Raw genomic sequence first — 16,795 nt, 5'->3', positions numbered from 1 at the left:
ACAAGGCTCTCAGAGACATTTCTTTCAACATTCCTCTCTGATTTGTCCGTGAGCGAGGCTTTCAGAGACATTTCTTTCAACATTCTTCTCTGATTTGACTATGATCAATGTTTTCTATTCAACCAACTATCCATGAACTTCTCCGTTCCGCAGCTCTCTATTCGTCCTTATTCCAACAAGTATCTTTCACTTACAAAAAAAATTAGGGGCTAACAAGCCCCTAATTTACAACTTACATCATAATCCCACCATCAACATGCAAGGTTGTACCGTTCACATAATCGGCTTCATCGGAGGATAAAAATAAATACGCATTGGCGATATCCGATGGTTTCCCCAGTTTTTGAAGTGGAATCATTTGCTTTAATTGATTGATAACTTTTTCAGGCACGGTTGCCACCATTCCTGTTTCAATAAATCCGGGTACAACTGCATTGACGTTGATTCCTTTTCTGCCAAGTTCTTTTGCCCAGGTTTTTGTCATCCCTACTACCGCGGCCTTGGATGCTGCATAATTTGTTTGCCCAACATTACCGTATACACCCGTTACAGAAGAAGCGGAGACAATTTTTCCTTTACCATTTGCAATCAGATGTGGAACCACTGCTTGTGTGCAATTGAAAACGCCCGTTAAGTTCACATCAATAACCTTTTGAAAGTCCTCCTGAGAAAGCTTTGTCAGCATTGCATCGCGAGTAATTCCCGCATTGTTTATTAAAATATCAATCTTACCAAATCGCTCCATTACAGCAGCGACCATTTGATCGACGCTGTTTCTATCTGCAACATCGACCTGAAAAAACTCTACATCTGCACCTTGTTCCTTCAGTTCTTTTGCTCTTTCAACCCCCGTTGTATCATAATCTGTTAAAGCAACCTTCGCACCCTCGCGTACAAATGTAATAGCTGCTTCTAGCCCAAGTCCATTTGCCGCTCCTGTGATGATTGCTACCTTATCCTTTAATCTCATTTTGCAGGCTCCTTTTGTTCGATAAATTCATGTATATGTTTTAATAACAAATCTAGGTTATCAATTAACGGAGAATGTCCACAGTCTGCTAATTCAATAAATGTTCCTACTTCACCTAAATCCTCAACTATTTCTTTTGTCATTTTATCTGTAATCACCAGGTCTCTATCACCACGTAAAATTAAGACTGGGATTTTAATCTTTTTCACAAGACCGTTTCCCTCAACCAATCCGTTATGATATTCACTGATATTATATTTATTTAATGAATAATAGACTTCAGCTAGATTTCTTTGTGTTAACATATCGTCTAAATATTCGTCATAATGATTCTCATCAGGCAAGTTATGGGTATAAATTAAAGCATTCCAAATCAATTTTAATACTTCTTTATTTCTAGTGTCATACGCATTTTGAATCGGAATAATTCTAAGTGGATCCTTTAAGATATCCTCATAAGTTTTAAGCCTCTTTGAATAATCCTCTTTCCCCTCTGAATTAACCTCATAAAGCGCAATACCTCTTGTTGAGACGGACTCCACTAATATCAACTTATTACAATATCCTGGATAATCTGCTACAAACTGCATTCCTACAGTACCACCAGTTGACCAACCAGCAATGATAAAATCTGATAAGCCTAATTCATCAACAAATAATTTGATATCATCAGAAAAGTCCTTTATCGATTGTATGGGCTTGTTATATGAGGATATTCCAAATCCTCTCATATCAACAGCGATAAATTTGTAATCGTTATCAATTTTATCAATTAATATATCCCAGTGCTTTGACGAAGTCATGTTACCATGTATAAGTAAAAGAACCTTTTCGCCACCCTCACGTTCCCGATATCCTAACGTTTCTCCATTTGCTAGATTGACAGTTTTCAGTTCGATAGCTGGCATGAACAATCCCCCCATTTTATTGCCGTGGCCCCCCACGCATATCCAATTCCTGCACTCACTAACACAACAAGATCTCCTTCTTTTATTTTACCTTTTTTTTCCGCTATTTCCAAAGAAAGAATTTGATCTATTTGACCGATGTGCCCATACTCATTTAGATAGATTGATCGCTCCTCAGATAGGCCTAATTCCTTTAACACGTAATCATGGGCTGATTTCTTCATGTGAAGTATACCTAAATAATCAATATCTTTCTCTGTATATCCACTTTTTTCTAACGCAGTTCGAATAACTTTAAGAAAGTTTTGCATGGACTTTTCTTCAAGCCGCTGCTTCATCCCCTCTGGGTCAAGGACATCGAGCATGTTTAATTTTTGCTCAAGCGCCTCTTTTGTGATTGGATTTTTTGTCCCCCCTGCTACAACGACAACATCCTCAGAAAATGTGCCATCTGTAATAAGATGACTTTCAAGGACGTGATTATTTTGTACACCTCTTTGTAAAAGAATTGCACCTCCACCAGCTCCTAAATTATACATAAAACGAGTTCTCGGATTCTCGTAATCAATGAAATCTACATTGCGATATCCACCTGCAAGTAAAACCGTTTTAATAGAATCATCCGATCTCATCATATTCTTAGCCACTTTTAAAGCCATGATTGTCGTACCACAGCGCATCGCAACATCAAATCCCCATGCATTAACAGCACCAAGCTCTTGTTGCATTTTAATTGCAGCTGTCCACAAGGGATATTCCTTATGTTCCTCACCAATATAAATGATTAAATCGATATCCAGTGGACTGATTTTGGCTTTGTTTATAGCTTCTCTTGCTGCAATTATTCCCATTTCACACGTATGGTCATCAGGACCGGGAATTGGCTTTTTCAATATGCCCAGTTTCTTTTCAACAATTTCCTTTGGTATCCCGCTCCTTTTTGAAATGTCTTCTCCAGTTAGAAAATCCTTCGGAATATAAGTTCCTGTACTTATAATTCCAACTGATTGCAAAGTCAATGTGAGTCACTCCTCTATTACACGTTTCATGTACTGAACAGCATCATCTAAATCGGTAACAACTACTTCATCTTCCCCTTGAACATGGCTTACCTTTATCCGCCATTGCTTTTTCATTGTCTCACTATCTACATGAATTAAGGCACAACGGACAACGAATGAAGTTATGGTTTGATTATCATTCATGACCCTCTCTCCTTAGCCAGCTATTTTTTCTTTATCGACGTCTTTCGTTTTATTCGTTCCTTTTCTTTTATAAAACCACGACTTTACAGTTCCGACGATTCCCATTGGGAAGAACATAACGGCTAAAATATATAAAATGCCAAAGAAGATCATCCATCGTTCAAAAATCCAATGAACCTTTGCGAGTCCTGTTAGCCAATGATGGGCAAATTCAATTAGTCCCGCTCCAATAATTGCCCCAACAAGCGTCCCTACTCCACCAATGATTGTCATGAGAAGAGCATCCAATGTCACATCGAGCGCGAATACTGAAGTATTTACAAAACGTAGTGTAAGAACATACATGGAACCAGAAACACTTGCGATAACACCAGCTACAATACTTGCTATGATTTTATAATGAATCACATTGTAGCCTAGTGACTCTGTCCGAGGCTCATTTTCACGGATAGCTTGAAGAACTCTCCCTAGAGGAGATTCTGTGAATCTTTTTAATACTAAAAAGACAACAATCATTAGGAATAATGTAATAAAATAGAGAGTCATCCGATCTTTAAAAACATCCGGGATACGAAAGGTAAATCCGTCATTCCCCCTTGTTAACGACCTCCACTTTTCTGCAGCTACTAAAAACAATCCTGAGAATGCCAACGTCAGCATCGCATAAAAGTGACTTTTTAACCGTAATGAGAGTAAACCAACAACATAACTTAAAATGGCTGCCAGAATCATCCCAACAATAATCGAAAGTAGAAAAATAGGAACTGTTGGTTCAAAGCGATCTAACAGAATTCCTGTCGAATAGGCACCTATTCCAAAAAACATTGCATGCCCGAATGAAACAATCCCTGTAAAACCTAGTAAGATATCATAGCTCATTGCAAAGACAGCAAAAATAAAAATTTGTGTAAATAAAATTAATATACTTCTAGTATCATTGATAAATGGATAGCATAGAAGAAACACAGCTGCTGCAATGTAGATAATATTAGCTTTTGAAGAACCAGTAAGAAGCTTCATTTCCTCACCCCTTTGCACCGAATAATCCTTGTGGTCTAAAAATTAATACAACGGCCATTAGAAGCATATTAACTGCTAGTGATAATTCTGGGACATAGTAGGCCATGAAGGATCCCGATAACCCTACTAGGATTGCTGCAAACAGGGAACCTGTAATACTTCCCATACCACCTATAACAACGACAATAAATGCGAGTATTGCAAATTCCATTCCCATCTCTGCATAAATTTGGCCGGAGTACGGTCCTAGTAATACACCACCTAGTGCTGCCATAGCTGCACCTACCATAAAGACAAGCATAAAAATCCTTTTAATATTGATTCCAAGTGACTGAACCATTTCCTTGTTAATTACACCGGCACGAACAATTAATCCGATTTTTGTATTTTTAAGGATATAGTAAATGAGGAAGAAAACTAGAAATCCAATGAATATGATAAACAGCCGGTATTTGATTAAAATCACCCCGCCAAACTCCCAGCTCCCACTTAAATATTCAGGGGTTTTCGCACTCAATTGGTTCGGTCCCCAAACTACCTTCAACATTTCAGAAAGAACGATCATAACCCCTAGCGTTATCAAGATTTGCTGAACATGATTTCCATATACAGGAGTAACGATGAATTTTTCCATAAGTAAGCCTAGAATAAGACCGGTTATTAGTGCAGTAATAATTCCGGCAACAAAGCTTCCAGTTTGCCCATATGACCAAACCCCTGCATAAGCTCCCCAGGCAAACAAACCTCCATGTGCAAAGTTTAGGACATCCATAAGACCAAAAATCAAGGTTAACCCTGCCGCAAGTAGGAATACTAACATACCTGTAGCAAGGCCGTTAATCGTTAAGTTGATGATTGCTTCCACAAATTTTTCCTCCTTTCGCAAATGTTTCCGACTAAGCAATTCCTAAATATTGTTTACGGAGATGTTCATTTTCTTTTAACTCCTTCATTTCACCATGATGTACGGTTCTTCCATCGTCAATAATAAAAAAGCGATCCCCAATCGTACTTGCCATGATAAAGTTTTGCTCCACAAGAACAATTGTCGTTTTTGACTTCATCTCTTGAATGGATTCCATTACTTTTTCAACAACAATTGGTGCTAGTCCCTTACTTGGTTCGTCAATGAGCAATAAGTCATTGTTATTGACATATGCTCTGGCAATTGAGAGCATTTGTTTTTGTCCACCACTCAGGTTTCCACCCTTTCTTTTCCAGAACTTCTTCAAATCTGGAAACAGATTCAAAATATAATCTAGGCGCTCCTTCGTTTCTTCATTCTCCTTTTTGATTGCAACTTTCATATTTTCTTCTACAGTCAACTCCCCGAATATACCTTGGTCCTCAGGGACATAACCAATTCCTTTTGTGGCAATATGGTAGGTTGCTAAACCCGAAATGCTTTCACCATTAAATTCTATTTTTCCTTTAGCTGGAGGATTAAGTCCCATTATCGACCTTAAGGTAGTTGTTTTGCCTGCACCATTTCTGCCTAATAAAACGGTAACCTCTCCTTTTTTAGCCTCAAATGAAATGCCTTGAAGTATATGAAATTGATCGATATAGGTTTCAATTCCCTCAACCTTAAGATGCAGTGTCATCGTACAAACCTCCTAAATACGCTGATTGAACTGTTTCATTGTTCATGATTTCTTCAGGTGTTCCATCAGCAAGTAATCTGCCGTTAAATAAGACCATCACACTATCAGAAAGATCAAGAATCATATCCATTTTGTGTTCAATCAAAATGATTGTGCGATTCCCTTCCTCCTTAATTTTTTTGATAACTTCTAGGATTGCAGGAACCTCCTCAAGTGACATTCCTGCAGTTGGTTCATCAAGTAATAGAACCTCCGTCTCCAATGCTAATAACATAGCTATTTCTAACTTGCGTTTTTCACCATGTGCAAGGTTTTTTGCAATTGCATCAGCTTTATTATCAAGAAGAACAAGCGATAATATCTGTAATGCCTTTTCTTCGAATTGTCGGTATTTACGGAAGTGCTTAAACATTTGGTAGCGAACACCAGCTACCGATTGAACGGCTAATCGTACGTTTTCAAGTACCGTCAGATTTGGAAAAACATTAGTTATCTGAAAGGAGCGACCGATTCCTTTACGTGTACGTGTTGTTGGAGATAAATTTGTAATATCATCTCCTTTTAAAAGAACTTGGCCAGCAGTCGGTGTAAGCTGACCACTTAATAAATTGAAAAAAGTTGTTTTGCCAGCACCATTGGGACCAATAATTGATTTGAAGTGGTTCGGAGGAACTGAAAAATTCACATTATCAACAGCGATATGACCTCCAAAAGCAATTGTCAGGTTTTTCGTTTCAATAATATTCATCACGTTTCTTCACCTCTTTTTTCTAAAAGTAAGCTTCGGTAGTAATCCTACCGAAGCTTATCGTTCAAATTAGTTGCGAACTGGCGGAGCAGTTTCTTCTGGGCTTAACTCTCTCATTAAGACCGGAACTGGATAATCGACACCATCAACCTTTTCCAGGCGAATCGCATATAAAGTTTGAAGAGCTTGGTGATCTTCTTCACGGAATGTCATTTGTCCTTTCGGTGTATCAAAGCTCATTCCTTCCATTGCTTCGATTAGCTTATCTGCATTTGTATCGCCATCTGTCTTCTTAATCGCTTCCACAATTGCTAAGGCAGCGGTCATTCCTCCAGGTGTAAATAGGTCAGGAACCTCACCATTAAACTTTTCTTTGTGCTTTTCTACTAACCAATCGTTAATCTCATTTTTCGGGAGCTGATGATAGTACACTGTGAATCCTTCCATTCCAACTAACGCTTCCATTGTTGCAAGTGCTGGGATATCTGGAGCACCTGTCGATATTTTAATTCCATTTTCTTGGACTTTCATATCTGCAATTTGGTTCCACGGTGAATTTGCACCTGCCCACACAACAAATAAATAATCAGGCTTTGCTTCAATAATCTTTTGGATATTTGAAGTAAAGTCAGTTGCTGCAGGATCTGCATATTCCTCATGGATAATCTCAGCACCTAAATTTTCGGCGGCCTCCTTAAAGGCTGCAACTCCATCTCGACCGAAAGCATAATCTGGTGCAAGGGTTGCAATTTTAACCCCTTCTTTTGCAATCGCTGCAGCGCCTGCAACCGCATCCTGTGATGAATTACGGGCTGTTCTAAATATATACTCATTCCAGTCTGCACCTGTAATACTGTCCGCTGCAGCTGGTTCAACAATCATAATCTTTTCATATTCTTCAGCTAATGGAAGAACTGCTAATGTATCTGCTGAACTGGATGATCCAACTAAGAAGTCAACTCCGTCTTCCTCAATTAACTTTGTAGCCTTTTGAATTGCAACTTCTGGTTTTGTTTCAGTATCCTCTACAATGAATTGGATCTTTTGGCCATTTACTTCCATTGTTCCGTCTGTGGCGTACTCTAGGCCGAGTTCAAATCCTTGTGTTGATTGCTTGCCGTAGGATTCAAGCCCACCACTTAATGAAGCAAGCACACCGATTTTAATTGGATCCTTTGTTTCTTCTGCCGGTTTGCCTGAGTCACCTGAGCTTGGATTCTCTTCTTCTGTAGTCGATGATCCTGAGCTACATGCTGCAGCAATCACCATCAGCATGGCAAGCATGCTTAAAAAAAGCATTTTACGAAATGAGAACTTCTTCATTTTTCCTTCCCCCTTATGTTCGTTGAAACTGTAAAACCTTGCATTCATCGTACTTGAGGATAGTTACAACTGAGTTACAAGTTCAATTTAGCATTTTTCAGCCACCCTTCCATTGAATAACAGTAGCAGCCCATGTATAACCTGTTCCTGCACTTACTGCAACAGCTATGTCCCCATTAGATAACTTACCTTGCTCTTTTGCAAAATGAAGACCAATACATGGGTCAAGTGCTGACATATGTCCATGATGTTCTAAATAAATTGTGTTTTCTTCTGGTATTTGTAATGTTTGAAGTAGTTCTCTAAACATGGAGCGTTTCGTATGTAGAGGGAGAAGAACTTTTATATCATGTGGTGAATACCTGCTTTTTTTTAGTGCTTGACGAATCACTTTTTCAAAGTTTGGTATAGAGACAGGGTCAAGTCTTTTTTTCATACTTGTTGGATTAACAACATCAATATAATGTTGTCTATTCCTCACTGTTTCGAAGCTGGGAAACAGTTTAGATCCTCCAGCCGGTACACGAACATCTTCATAGAATGAACCGTCCGTAATTATCGAGCTTTCAAGAATTGCACTTGTGGTCGAATTTTTCTTAATTAATGCTGCTGTCCCGCCATCTCCAAAATTAAACATAAACCTGGAACGAGGATTATCATAATCAATAATTTGAGATTCTTTGCAGCCCCCAACGAGTAAAATATTTTCAATTGATTCGTCTGATCGCAGCATATCCTTTGCCACTTTTAAAGCAATAGGAAAACAAGAACTCACATTCATTAATTCAAATGCATATGCATTTTTCGTTCCTAACTCATATTGAAGCTTTGGGGCACATGACCAAACTAAATAATCCTTATGTGGACTCCCAAAATAGATGACAACATCGATAGATAAAGGATCCACTTTTGATACTATTTGTTTTGCTGCTGCAATTCCGAGGTCAGTTGCCTGCATTGTGTCATCAGACACATGTTTTTGATACAAACCGAACTTTTCAATGATAACTTGTTCAGGAATCCCTGTTTTTTTAGACAATACTTCCGCTGTTTCAATTGCTTTTGGAAAATATACACTTGTTTCGTCAATTCCGATATTTGTCATCCCAATACTCCTTTTGATGGAACCCTCATAACTGCTTTCCCTGTTATGACAAGTTCGCCTTTTTGATTAATATGAGATCACTAGCTGGTTCTTCTGAATTTTCCCGGTTGCGTTCCTTGGAAGTTGATCGATAAACACTATTTTTTTTGGAATCTTGTATCTTGCTAGAAACGTATTACAATATTCGATTATTTCATCTTCATTAAGTAAACTCTCTTTCTTTTTTACAACAAAAGCTACTGGAGTTTCTCCCCATTTCGCATCAACTACTCCAACCACTGCAACCTCTACAACATCTGCTATCTGACCGATTATTTGTTCGACTTCCAATGGATAAATGTTTTCTCCACCTGAAATAATCATTTCTTTTTTCCTACCCACGATATATAAAAATCCATCTTCATCAACCCTTGCTAAATCTCCAGTGTATAGCCATCCATCACGAAGAGCTTCAGCTGTGGCTTCCGGTTTATTCCAGTATTCCTTCATTACATTTGGACCACGGACAACTAGTTCTCCAATGTCTCCCCTATTAACAATTGAACCCTCTAAATTTATTAATTTATAATCACAATACATAACTGGCTTTCCAATCGATCCGATTTTCCGTTTTGCGTCCTCTTTCGAAAGCATAAATAATGTTGGTGATGTTTCAGTCATCCCAAAGCCTTGACCAAATAATAGCCCTTTTTCAAAAAAAGCTTGAATAAGTTGACGAGGACATGGTGCACCACCATTATAAAACCATCGAACAGATTGCAAATTTGTTTTTCCAAATGAAGGACTATGCAAAATAGCCTGATGAATTGTAGGAACGCCCATTACAATTGTCACTTGATGTTGCTCAATCATTGATAAAGCCTTCTCAGAATCAAATTTCCCCTCAGGTAAGACTATGGTCCCTCCAGTAAAGAGTGTCGGAAATGCAAATAAACCAATCCCTCCAATATGAAACAGTGGAAGTAAAACAAGTGAACGGTCATTTGATGTGATATCAATTGCAGTACAATTATTAACTGCATTCCAAAACATATTACTTTGTGTTAAAACCGCACCCTTCGGTTTTCCAGTTGTTCCCGAAGTGTAACAAATTAAATAGGAAGCGTTTTCATTTATATCAACTGGAACATTATCATTCTCAGCTTTTAGATGTTGTATTGCGTCAATAGAAACTATTTCTTTCAGGCAAGTTTCCTTTTGCAAGGAAAATGATGTTTTTTGATAGATTTCTTCTGCAAATAGCACCTCTGTCCCACTGTCATTTAATTGATACATAAGCTCATTTACTGTTAAACGAAGATTTAGTGTGACAGCAATACATTCAATCTTTGCGATTGCAAAAAGCAATACAATGTATTCATATCTATTCTGAGACAAAATCGCAATTCGTTCCCCAGTTTTTATACCTAACTTGAATTTCAAGAAGAAAGCTAACTTATTTACATCTTGACTCAGGGTTTTATATGTGACTTGTTCCGTTTCTGTGATGATGGCAATACGCTTCGGATGTAATTCAGCTCTTTTTTCAATCCAATAAGCAATGCCTTGCATGATTTACACTCCTCTCTATTCTTTTTTAAGCCCTTCAAAAATGAGTGTCATGGCTGCTTCAAACGCCTCCTCTGGGACATCCTGTTGCTCCCAATACACCCATCTCATCCCAAGAAATTGACCAATTGACATTAAGCAATACGCTACCGTTTCTTGATCGATTTCTTTAAATTCCCCAACATTGATTCCAGCAGTAAGACTTTTTAAAAATCCATTTGCGAGTTTATCATAATACCAGCGATAAAGGTCTTTATCTACCACTACCGCTTGTTGAACAATACTATATAAATTTCTACGACTTTTTACCCAATTAAAGAAAGCCTTGAATCCTTTCCGTTGTGCATCTTCGTAATTGTTGGATTTACGCATTTCTTCTTTAATTGCTAAACGAAGTTCACGACTATATTGCTGAATTAGTTCGTCAAAGATATCTTTTTTTGAGGGAAAATAATTATAAAATGTACCTTGAGCAACTTTTGCTTCTTGCGAAATATTTACAATTGAAGTTTCATAGTATCCCTTTTGTCCAAATACCTCCTCTGCTGCGCGTAAAAGTTTCTCTCTTGTTTCTTGCCCTTTTTGTGTCAATACTTTTTCTTCTGACTTTATAATTTCTGACACCTGAATCACCTCTCAGTTTCTATTATATATACTTTTTTGAATTTTACAACAATTAATTCAAAAAAAATAAACTACTATCATGTAGTAGTTTATTGGAGTTTCTTTTATCTATTTTTGTGTTTGAAGGACCATTTCGTACATTTGTTTTGTAGGTTGCATTGGGTCTACTCCTAGTTCTTCCTGCAATGCAGCTACACATTTTCTGTACCACTTGATTGCCTGGGGACGGTTGTTTTTATGATAATAGCAAAACATCAATAACCGATATGCTTCTTCCCATGTTCGATCCTTTTCTAGAATTTGTTCACACCAATATATGGCTTCTTCAAATTCTTCCGTTTGAACAAAACCTTGTGCAATGCGTTCAGCTCCCCGTAAAAATAATACTTGAAGCCTCTCCCTCTCACCCAAGCACCAATCTTCATATCTTCGGTTTGGTAAATAATCACCTTCATAGTATTCTAATGCCCGCCGTAAGCATTTGATAATCTGATCTGTATCCTTTTCATGCAAACCTGCATGGATCCATTCTTCGAATTCGATAATATCCAACTGATAGCCAGCTTCCTGATTCAACCCATAAGATGATCCTTCCCGTTGGATAAAAAAAGGAGTCGATCTAGCGACACGGTTTGGCTCTAATGCATTGTTTAATGCATTTAAAGCAACCTTAAAATCTCTTGCCGCTGCTGCTTCTTCATGCTCTGGCCAAAGCATCGCAAAAATTTCTTCGCGTGCAATCATTCGATTTCGCATCGTAACAAAGAACTCAAGCAACTCCTTTGCCTTTCCACGCTGCCAATCCGATTCCTCCACCTCTTGACTGCCAAGCCACACTCGGAATTTTCCTAAAGTTTGAATTCGTAATGTGTAACCAGGATGAGAGGTGATATTTGAATATCCTAAATCATTTAGCAATTGATTTACATACGGAAGATGTATTCCTTCCTTTTGAGCTTCTAGTAATAAAGGCACAATATTATATAAATCTAGCGGTCCAAAAGTCGTCCGTTTTGTTAGGATAAAATCATATCCTCCAACCTGCAATTTCTTGAGAAAGTTCATAATAAACCCTTTAAAAGCTTCTCGGTTCTTCTGATAAAAATAGAGAAATGCAAACCAAAGCTGCGTTAGTACAATTCCATATTGGTCACCACAATTTGTATACAAAGCCTCACATCTTGTTAAATATTGTTCAGCCTCTTCCCATTTTTCATTATGAACAGAAGAAATCCCCATGCATAATAAAATTAGTGCAGATAACCAAGCGTCCTTTACCTTTTCTGTCTCATCTAAGGCCCTATTACCATATTCAATGGCCCGGTCATATAATCCTCGATTTCCATTTAGAAGACATAAGCCCATTAATGGTTCTGCCTTTCCTCTTGATACATTTATTTCATCCATTATTTCAAGAGCTGTTTCATAACATTGTGATGCTAAAGAAGAATCATATTTATCGAGTAGTTGCACCGCATGTCCCATCCGAATCCAGCCACAAGCTTCAACAAATGGTGCTTGAAATTGAACTCCTTGCTTTATCCCGGATTCTGCGAGTTCTTTTGCCTCTTGCCCATTTCCCATAAAGGCTTCGATTAAGGATAATAGTAGATCTGTTTCGCGATGAGATTGCTGTAAATGAATGGTTTTCTGATTTCTTTCAACCACTTTCTTTTGTGAAAGAATTTTTTTCGCTTCTACAAGTTTACCAGTTCGTAAATAAAGCCTAGATTCCAAGTTTCCATCTAATAGTGGAATATTTAGGCTTCTCCCTTTTTCAAACCATTTTTTCGCTTTATTTGCTTGGCCCGCATTTGCGAGATTTTCAGCCATTAATTGGTATAATCTACTTTTATCCTCATTTGAGGAGGACTCATTTTCTTCAAGAGCCTCAATCGCCTGTAATAAATAGCGCTCGGCCTTTCCCGGTTGGATTGTATCAAGATAGATTCTCGCTTGTCCTTCATAGGCCTTACTTAAACTCCGAAGGTCTCTGGCAGACTCTGCTAGGTGTATTGTTTTTATGTAACAAGCCTCAGCCTCTTCATAGGAACACCGGTACCTCAATGCTTCCCCCTTATATAGCCATAATAAGTAATAATGACTCATAATTGATTCTGGAATGCTTTTTATCCGGTCCAACAAACCCTCAAGTTGCCCGTTTTGAATCATTTTCTCTCCATAATGGTGGAGAATTTCTGCTATTCTCTCAAAATCTTGAATTGCCTCAAGATGATATATTGCTTGATTAAAATCACCAATTCGTTGATAATATCTTGCAGTTTGAATATGGAGGTTATAAAAGTGCCTATCATTCGTCGAAAATAGCCTTTGCTCAAGAAACTCCTTAAACAAAGCATGATATCGATACTGCCCTTCTCCAATCGAAAGTAAAAAAAGATTATGATCAGAAAGCTCCTTTAACATTTCTGCTGAACTTCGAATACCTAATACCTCATCACATACCTTTCCATTTACTTCCTCAAAAATGCATGTGTTCTCTAGAAATTGCTGGATCATTGGAGGTTGTTTCATAAATACCTCCATCGCAAGGAAACGGAATAACTCATCAAGTGTTTTTGATTTATTATTTAAAATCGATTCCAATCCACCGTCAGAAGAAAGCTGTTGGCGAATCATGCCAATCGCAATAATCCATCCTTCTGTTAGTGAAAAGATTTTTTCAATTTCTTTCTCAGTCATATCCCCTTCATACAAATCACTTAACAGGACTTCAACCTCATCATATGAAAACATAAGGTCGCGCTGCCGTATTTCTAAGAGTTCTTCTTTCACGATCATCGAAGTCAGGAAATCCCAGGAAGGTTTTTTCCTACTAGAGATTACAAGATTTAAATTGGGTGGAAGATGTTGAATCAACCATGTCATCCATTGGTCAATTGAAGAAGAATGCTGAATCAAATGGTAGTCATCGATGACGAGCATAATATTCGAATCTAGTATGGTAATTTCATTGATAAATAACGAGCACAGTGTTCGTATTTCTTCATCACGTACATATCTTTCAATATTTTCAACATAAAGCAGGAGTTCTGTTCCAAAACCTTGGTGGTTTTTGCGTATAGCATAGACCATATATATTAAAAATGGAATAATGTCATCGTCACTTGGTCCTACACTATACCAACATGACAACTTTTTTTGATCACGAATATAAGATGCAAGTGCAGTTGTTTTACCATATCCAGCTCCAGAATGCAGAATGGTTAGCGGATATCGTGGAATCGTTTTCATTTTTTTCATCAATGAAGGTCTTCTTAATATGGTGTCCTTTAAGTTCGGTGGAGTAATTTTTGTTTGTAGAACTTGTATCTTGGTACCCATCCCAAAACCCCCCTTCTTCTAAAATTGATAAATTTGGTACCATTTTATCATATCCAAGCTAAAAAAGAACTCGAATTTCGACTGAGTTCTTTGTGATGGTATAGATGATTTATTAAGTTCTTCTTAGTGTAATAGTTCCATTTTGTCGAAAGGCCAGTATTTGATATTAACCTTTCCCACAACTTGTTCCATCTTTACAAAACCAAAATGGCGACTATCCCAACTGTCTATGCGATTATCGCCAATCACGAAAATATGATTTTCTGGAACAGTTGATTTTCCTGCCACTTCTTCAAGGGTAAAATCACCGGTTAATTGCCCAACGAATAGCTTCTTTTTAAAAGTATCTAAAAATGGTTCGGGAACACTTTTTCCGTTTACATATAGTACATCGTCACGATACTCGATATGATCACCTGGCAATCCAATAACCCGCTTTACAAAATCTTCTTCCTTATTTTTATGGAATACGACAATATCAAAGCGGTCAAGTTCTCCAATTTTCATCCCAAACTTGTTGACCATTAGGAGGTTTCCATCCTCGAGGGTTGGCATCATCGATTCACCCTCGACTATATAATTTGTAAAAAAGAAGGTTCGCAAAAAAACAACAATGATCAAACTGATTCCTAATGATTTAATAAAAGAAAAATGATGTTTATTCTTTGCTGGGGTTTCCTCCATCTACACTCCACCCTTCACTTTAGCATTTTATGCCTCATCTTCCGTAAGACGAGTCGGCTTAACTTTTAATCTTGCTTCAACCCTTTTACCTACAACCCATAGGACAAATATTATAACAACTACAATTATCGTTCGAACTGGCTGTTGAAAAAGAGCTCGTATATCATAACCTATGAAGCTAATGGTGAATATCATTACTAATTTTCCACATAAAACTGCTAAAACAAATTGAGGTGTACTTACTCTCGAAAGCCCGGCTACTAGATTGATTGCCGCTGATGGGGTAAAAGGAAAACATAATAGGAGGAATATTGGACCAAATCCGTGCCGTTCAACCCAGTTAATAAGGCCTTTCACTTTTTTATGGCGACTGACAAATGAAAAGAATCTTTTTTGACCATACTTACGAACTAGGAAAAAGACAAGGAGAGAACCACCAATTGCCCCTACCCATGAATACAAAAACCCAAGCCAAAGTCCAAATGCATTCGCATTCGCTACAACAAATGCAACAAGTGGTAGAAACGGGAGAAACGCTTCTAACATTGGAAGAAAAATTCCAGGCAATGGACCAAATGACCGATAATCCTTTAATAATTCTTCAATATTTTTTAGTGTAATGAGTTCTTTGATTGCTTCTATGTCCATAAGAATCTCCTTGTTAACTTACTACCTTTATTGTACACCCAATTGGGCATTACTACCAAAAATAATTTTCATATAGAGAAAGACACTAGAACTTAGGTTAATGGATCCTGACTGGGTTGCAAACAGACCGGCTATCATTAAAAAATGCATATGATTTCTAATGTCAAATAAAAATGATAGTCAAAAAGCTACGAAGAAATAAAATCTTCGGACAATCGAATTTAACTTAGTCACAGTTTTGTCTGAAGTTGAGATAGTTTCAGACAAAGGAACGGCACTTTTTACGTCGTTGTGTTTTAGTTAAGTGGACTTCGGACAAGGATGGGCACTTTCTCCTTGCTGTGTCCGAAGTTTAGGGATCTTCAGACAGAGAAAGGTACTTTTACCTTTGCTGTGTCCGAAGTTAAGGGAACTTCAGACAAGGATCGGTACTTTCTGTTTTGGTGAGTCCGAAGTTTAGGGAACTTCGGACAAGATTGGCACTTTCTGTTTTGCTGTGTCCGAAGTTTAGGGATCTTCAGACAGGGAAAGGTACTTTTACCTTTGCTGTGTCCGAAGTTTAGGGATCTTCAGACAGGGAAAGGTACTTTTACCTTTGCTGTATCCGAAGTTGAGATAGCTTCAGACAAGGATAAGCACTTTCTGCTTTGTTGTGTCCGAAGTTTAGAGAACTTCAGACAAAGAAAGATACTTTCACCTTTGTTGTGTCCGAAGTTAAAGGAACTTCGGACAAGGATCGGCACTTTCAACTTTGCTGTGTCCGAAGTTGAGATAGCTTCAGACAAGGAACGGAACTTTCTCCTTTGCTGTGTCCGAAGTTAGGGATCTTCAGACAGGGATCGGCACTTTAACCTTTGGTGTGTCCGAAGTTGAGATAGCTTCAGACAAGGATGGCAACTTTCACCTACGTTGTGTCCGAAGTTGAGATAGCTTCAGACAAGGATAGGCACTCTCTGCTTTGCTGTGTCCGAAGTTGAGATAGCTTCTGATGCTAGACTAAAAAGTAGACACAGATTGTTATAATAAATATATCAACTATAACGAGGTGTGTCTGTATGGCAAG

At 37.9% G+C, this 16,795-nt stretch carries 15 protein-coding genes; all 15 read right to left on the bottom strand.

The window, feature by feature from the left end; translation table 11 throughout:
* Window positions 1-232: 232 nt before the first annotated feature.
* Entirely contained in the window at window positions 233-970 is a 738-nt protein-coding gene (gene fabG / locus ACR65M_RS06480; RefSeq protein WP_440272897.1) for a 3-oxoacyl-ACP reductase FabG, read from the bottom strand.
* The gene (phaZ, locus tag ACR65M_RS06475) at window positions 967-1,878 is read right to left on the bottom strand and encodes an intracellular short-chain-length polyhydroxyalkanoate depolymerase (RefSeq protein WP_440272896.1); all 912 of its coding nucleotides are present in this window, start codon (window positions 1,876-1,878) and stop codon (window positions 967-969) included. The genes fabG and phaZ overlap by 4 nt, the downstream gene beginning before the upstream one ends.
* Complete coding sequence (locus ACR65M_RS06470; RefSeq protein ID WP_440272916.1) at window positions 1,860-2,891, bottom strand: 3-oxoacyl-ACP synthase; 1,032 nt, start codon at window positions 2,889-2,891, stop codon at window positions 1,860-1,862. The genes phaZ and ACR65M_RS06470 overlap by 19 nt, the downstream gene beginning before the upstream one ends.
* Before the next feature lie 12 nt (window positions 2,892-2,903).
* Entirely contained in the window at window positions 2,904-3,083 is a 180-nt protein-coding gene (locus tag ACR65M_RS06465; protein WP_121445486.1) for a hypothetical protein, read from the bottom strand.
* 12 nt (window positions 3,084-3,095) lie between these two features.
* Window positions 3,096-4,103 carry a branched-chain amino acid ABC transporter permease gene (locus ACR65M_RS06460; RefSeq protein WP_440272895.1) on the bottom strand — a complete coding sequence of 336 codons (1,008 nt, stop codon included), beginning with the start codon at window positions 4,101-4,103 and terminating at the stop codon, window positions 3,096-3,098.
* A gap of 4 nt (window positions 4,104-4,107) precedes the next feature.
* Window positions 4,108-4,968, bottom strand: a complete 861-nt coding sequence (locus ACR65M_RS06455; protein ID WP_121445488.1) for an ABC transporter permease subunit — start codon at window positions 4,966-4,968, stop codon at window positions 4,108-4,110.
* 31 nt (window positions 4,969-4,999) lie between these two features.
* Window positions 5,000-5,707 (bottom strand): ABC transporter ATP-binding protein, encoded by a 708-nt coding sequence (locus ACR65M_RS06450; RefSeq protein WP_440272894.1) that lies wholly within the window; start codon window positions 5,705-5,707, stop codon window positions 5,000-5,002.
* Window positions 5,691-6,458: an ABC transporter ATP-binding protein gene (locus ACR65M_RS06445; protein WP_440272893.1), complete on the bottom strand. Its 768-nt coding sequence runs from the start codon at window positions 6,456-6,458 to the stop codon at window positions 5,691-5,693. The genes ACR65M_RS06450 and ACR65M_RS06445 overlap by 17 nt, the downstream gene beginning before the upstream one ends.
* Before the next feature lie 66 nt (window positions 6,459-6,524).
* On the bottom strand, window positions 6,525-7,778 hold the full coding sequence (locus ACR65M_RS06440; RefSeq protein WP_440272892.1) for a substrate-binding domain-containing protein: 1,254 nt from the start codon (window positions 7,776-7,778) through the stop codon (window positions 6,525-6,527).
* 97 nt (window positions 7,779-7,875) lie between these two features.
* Window positions 7,876-8,883: a 3-oxoacyl-ACP synthase gene (locus ACR65M_RS06435; RefSeq protein ID WP_440272891.1), complete on the bottom strand. Its 1,008-nt coding sequence runs from the start codon at window positions 8,881-8,883 to the stop codon at window positions 7,876-7,878.
* 66 nt (window positions 8,884-8,949) lie between these two features.
* Window positions 8,950-10,434 carry an o-succinylbenzoate--CoA ligase gene (locus ACR65M_RS06430; protein WP_440272890.1) on the bottom strand — a complete coding sequence of 495 codons (1,485 nt, stop codon included), beginning with the start codon at window positions 10,432-10,434 and terminating at the stop codon, window positions 8,950-8,952.
* 15 nt (window positions 10,435-10,449) lie between these two features.
* Window positions 10,450-11,055, bottom strand: a complete 606-nt coding sequence (locus ACR65M_RS06425) for a TetR/AcrR family transcriptional regulator (protein ID WP_341332420.1) — start codon at window positions 11,053-11,055, stop codon at window positions 10,450-10,452.
* A 108-nt stretch (window positions 11,056-11,163) separates the two neighbouring features.
* The gene (locus ACR65M_RS06420) at window positions 11,164-14,400 is read right to left on the bottom strand and encodes an AfsR/SARP family transcriptional regulator (protein ID WP_440272889.1); all 3,237 of its coding nucleotides are present in this window, start codon (window positions 14,398-14,400) and stop codon (window positions 11,164-11,166) included.
* A gap of 123 nt (window positions 14,401-14,523) precedes the next feature.
* On the bottom strand, window positions 14,524-15,084 hold the full coding sequence (gene lepB / locus ACR65M_RS06415) for a signal peptidase I (RefSeq protein WP_121445496.1): 561 nt from the start codon (window positions 15,082-15,084) through the stop codon (window positions 14,524-14,526).
* Between the two features lie 27 nt (window positions 15,085-15,111).
* Window positions 15,112-15,732, bottom strand: coding sequence for a TVP38/TMEM64 family protein (locus ACR65M_RS06410; RefSeq protein WP_341332422.1), 621 nt, complete (start codon window positions 15,730-15,732; stop codon window positions 15,112-15,114).
* Window positions 15,733-16,795: the final 1,063 nt, after the last annotated feature.

This window comes from Ferdinandcohnia sp. SAFN-114 (genome assembly GCF_059415045.1).
This window is presented reverse-complemented; position numbering and strand designations above follow the sequence as displayed.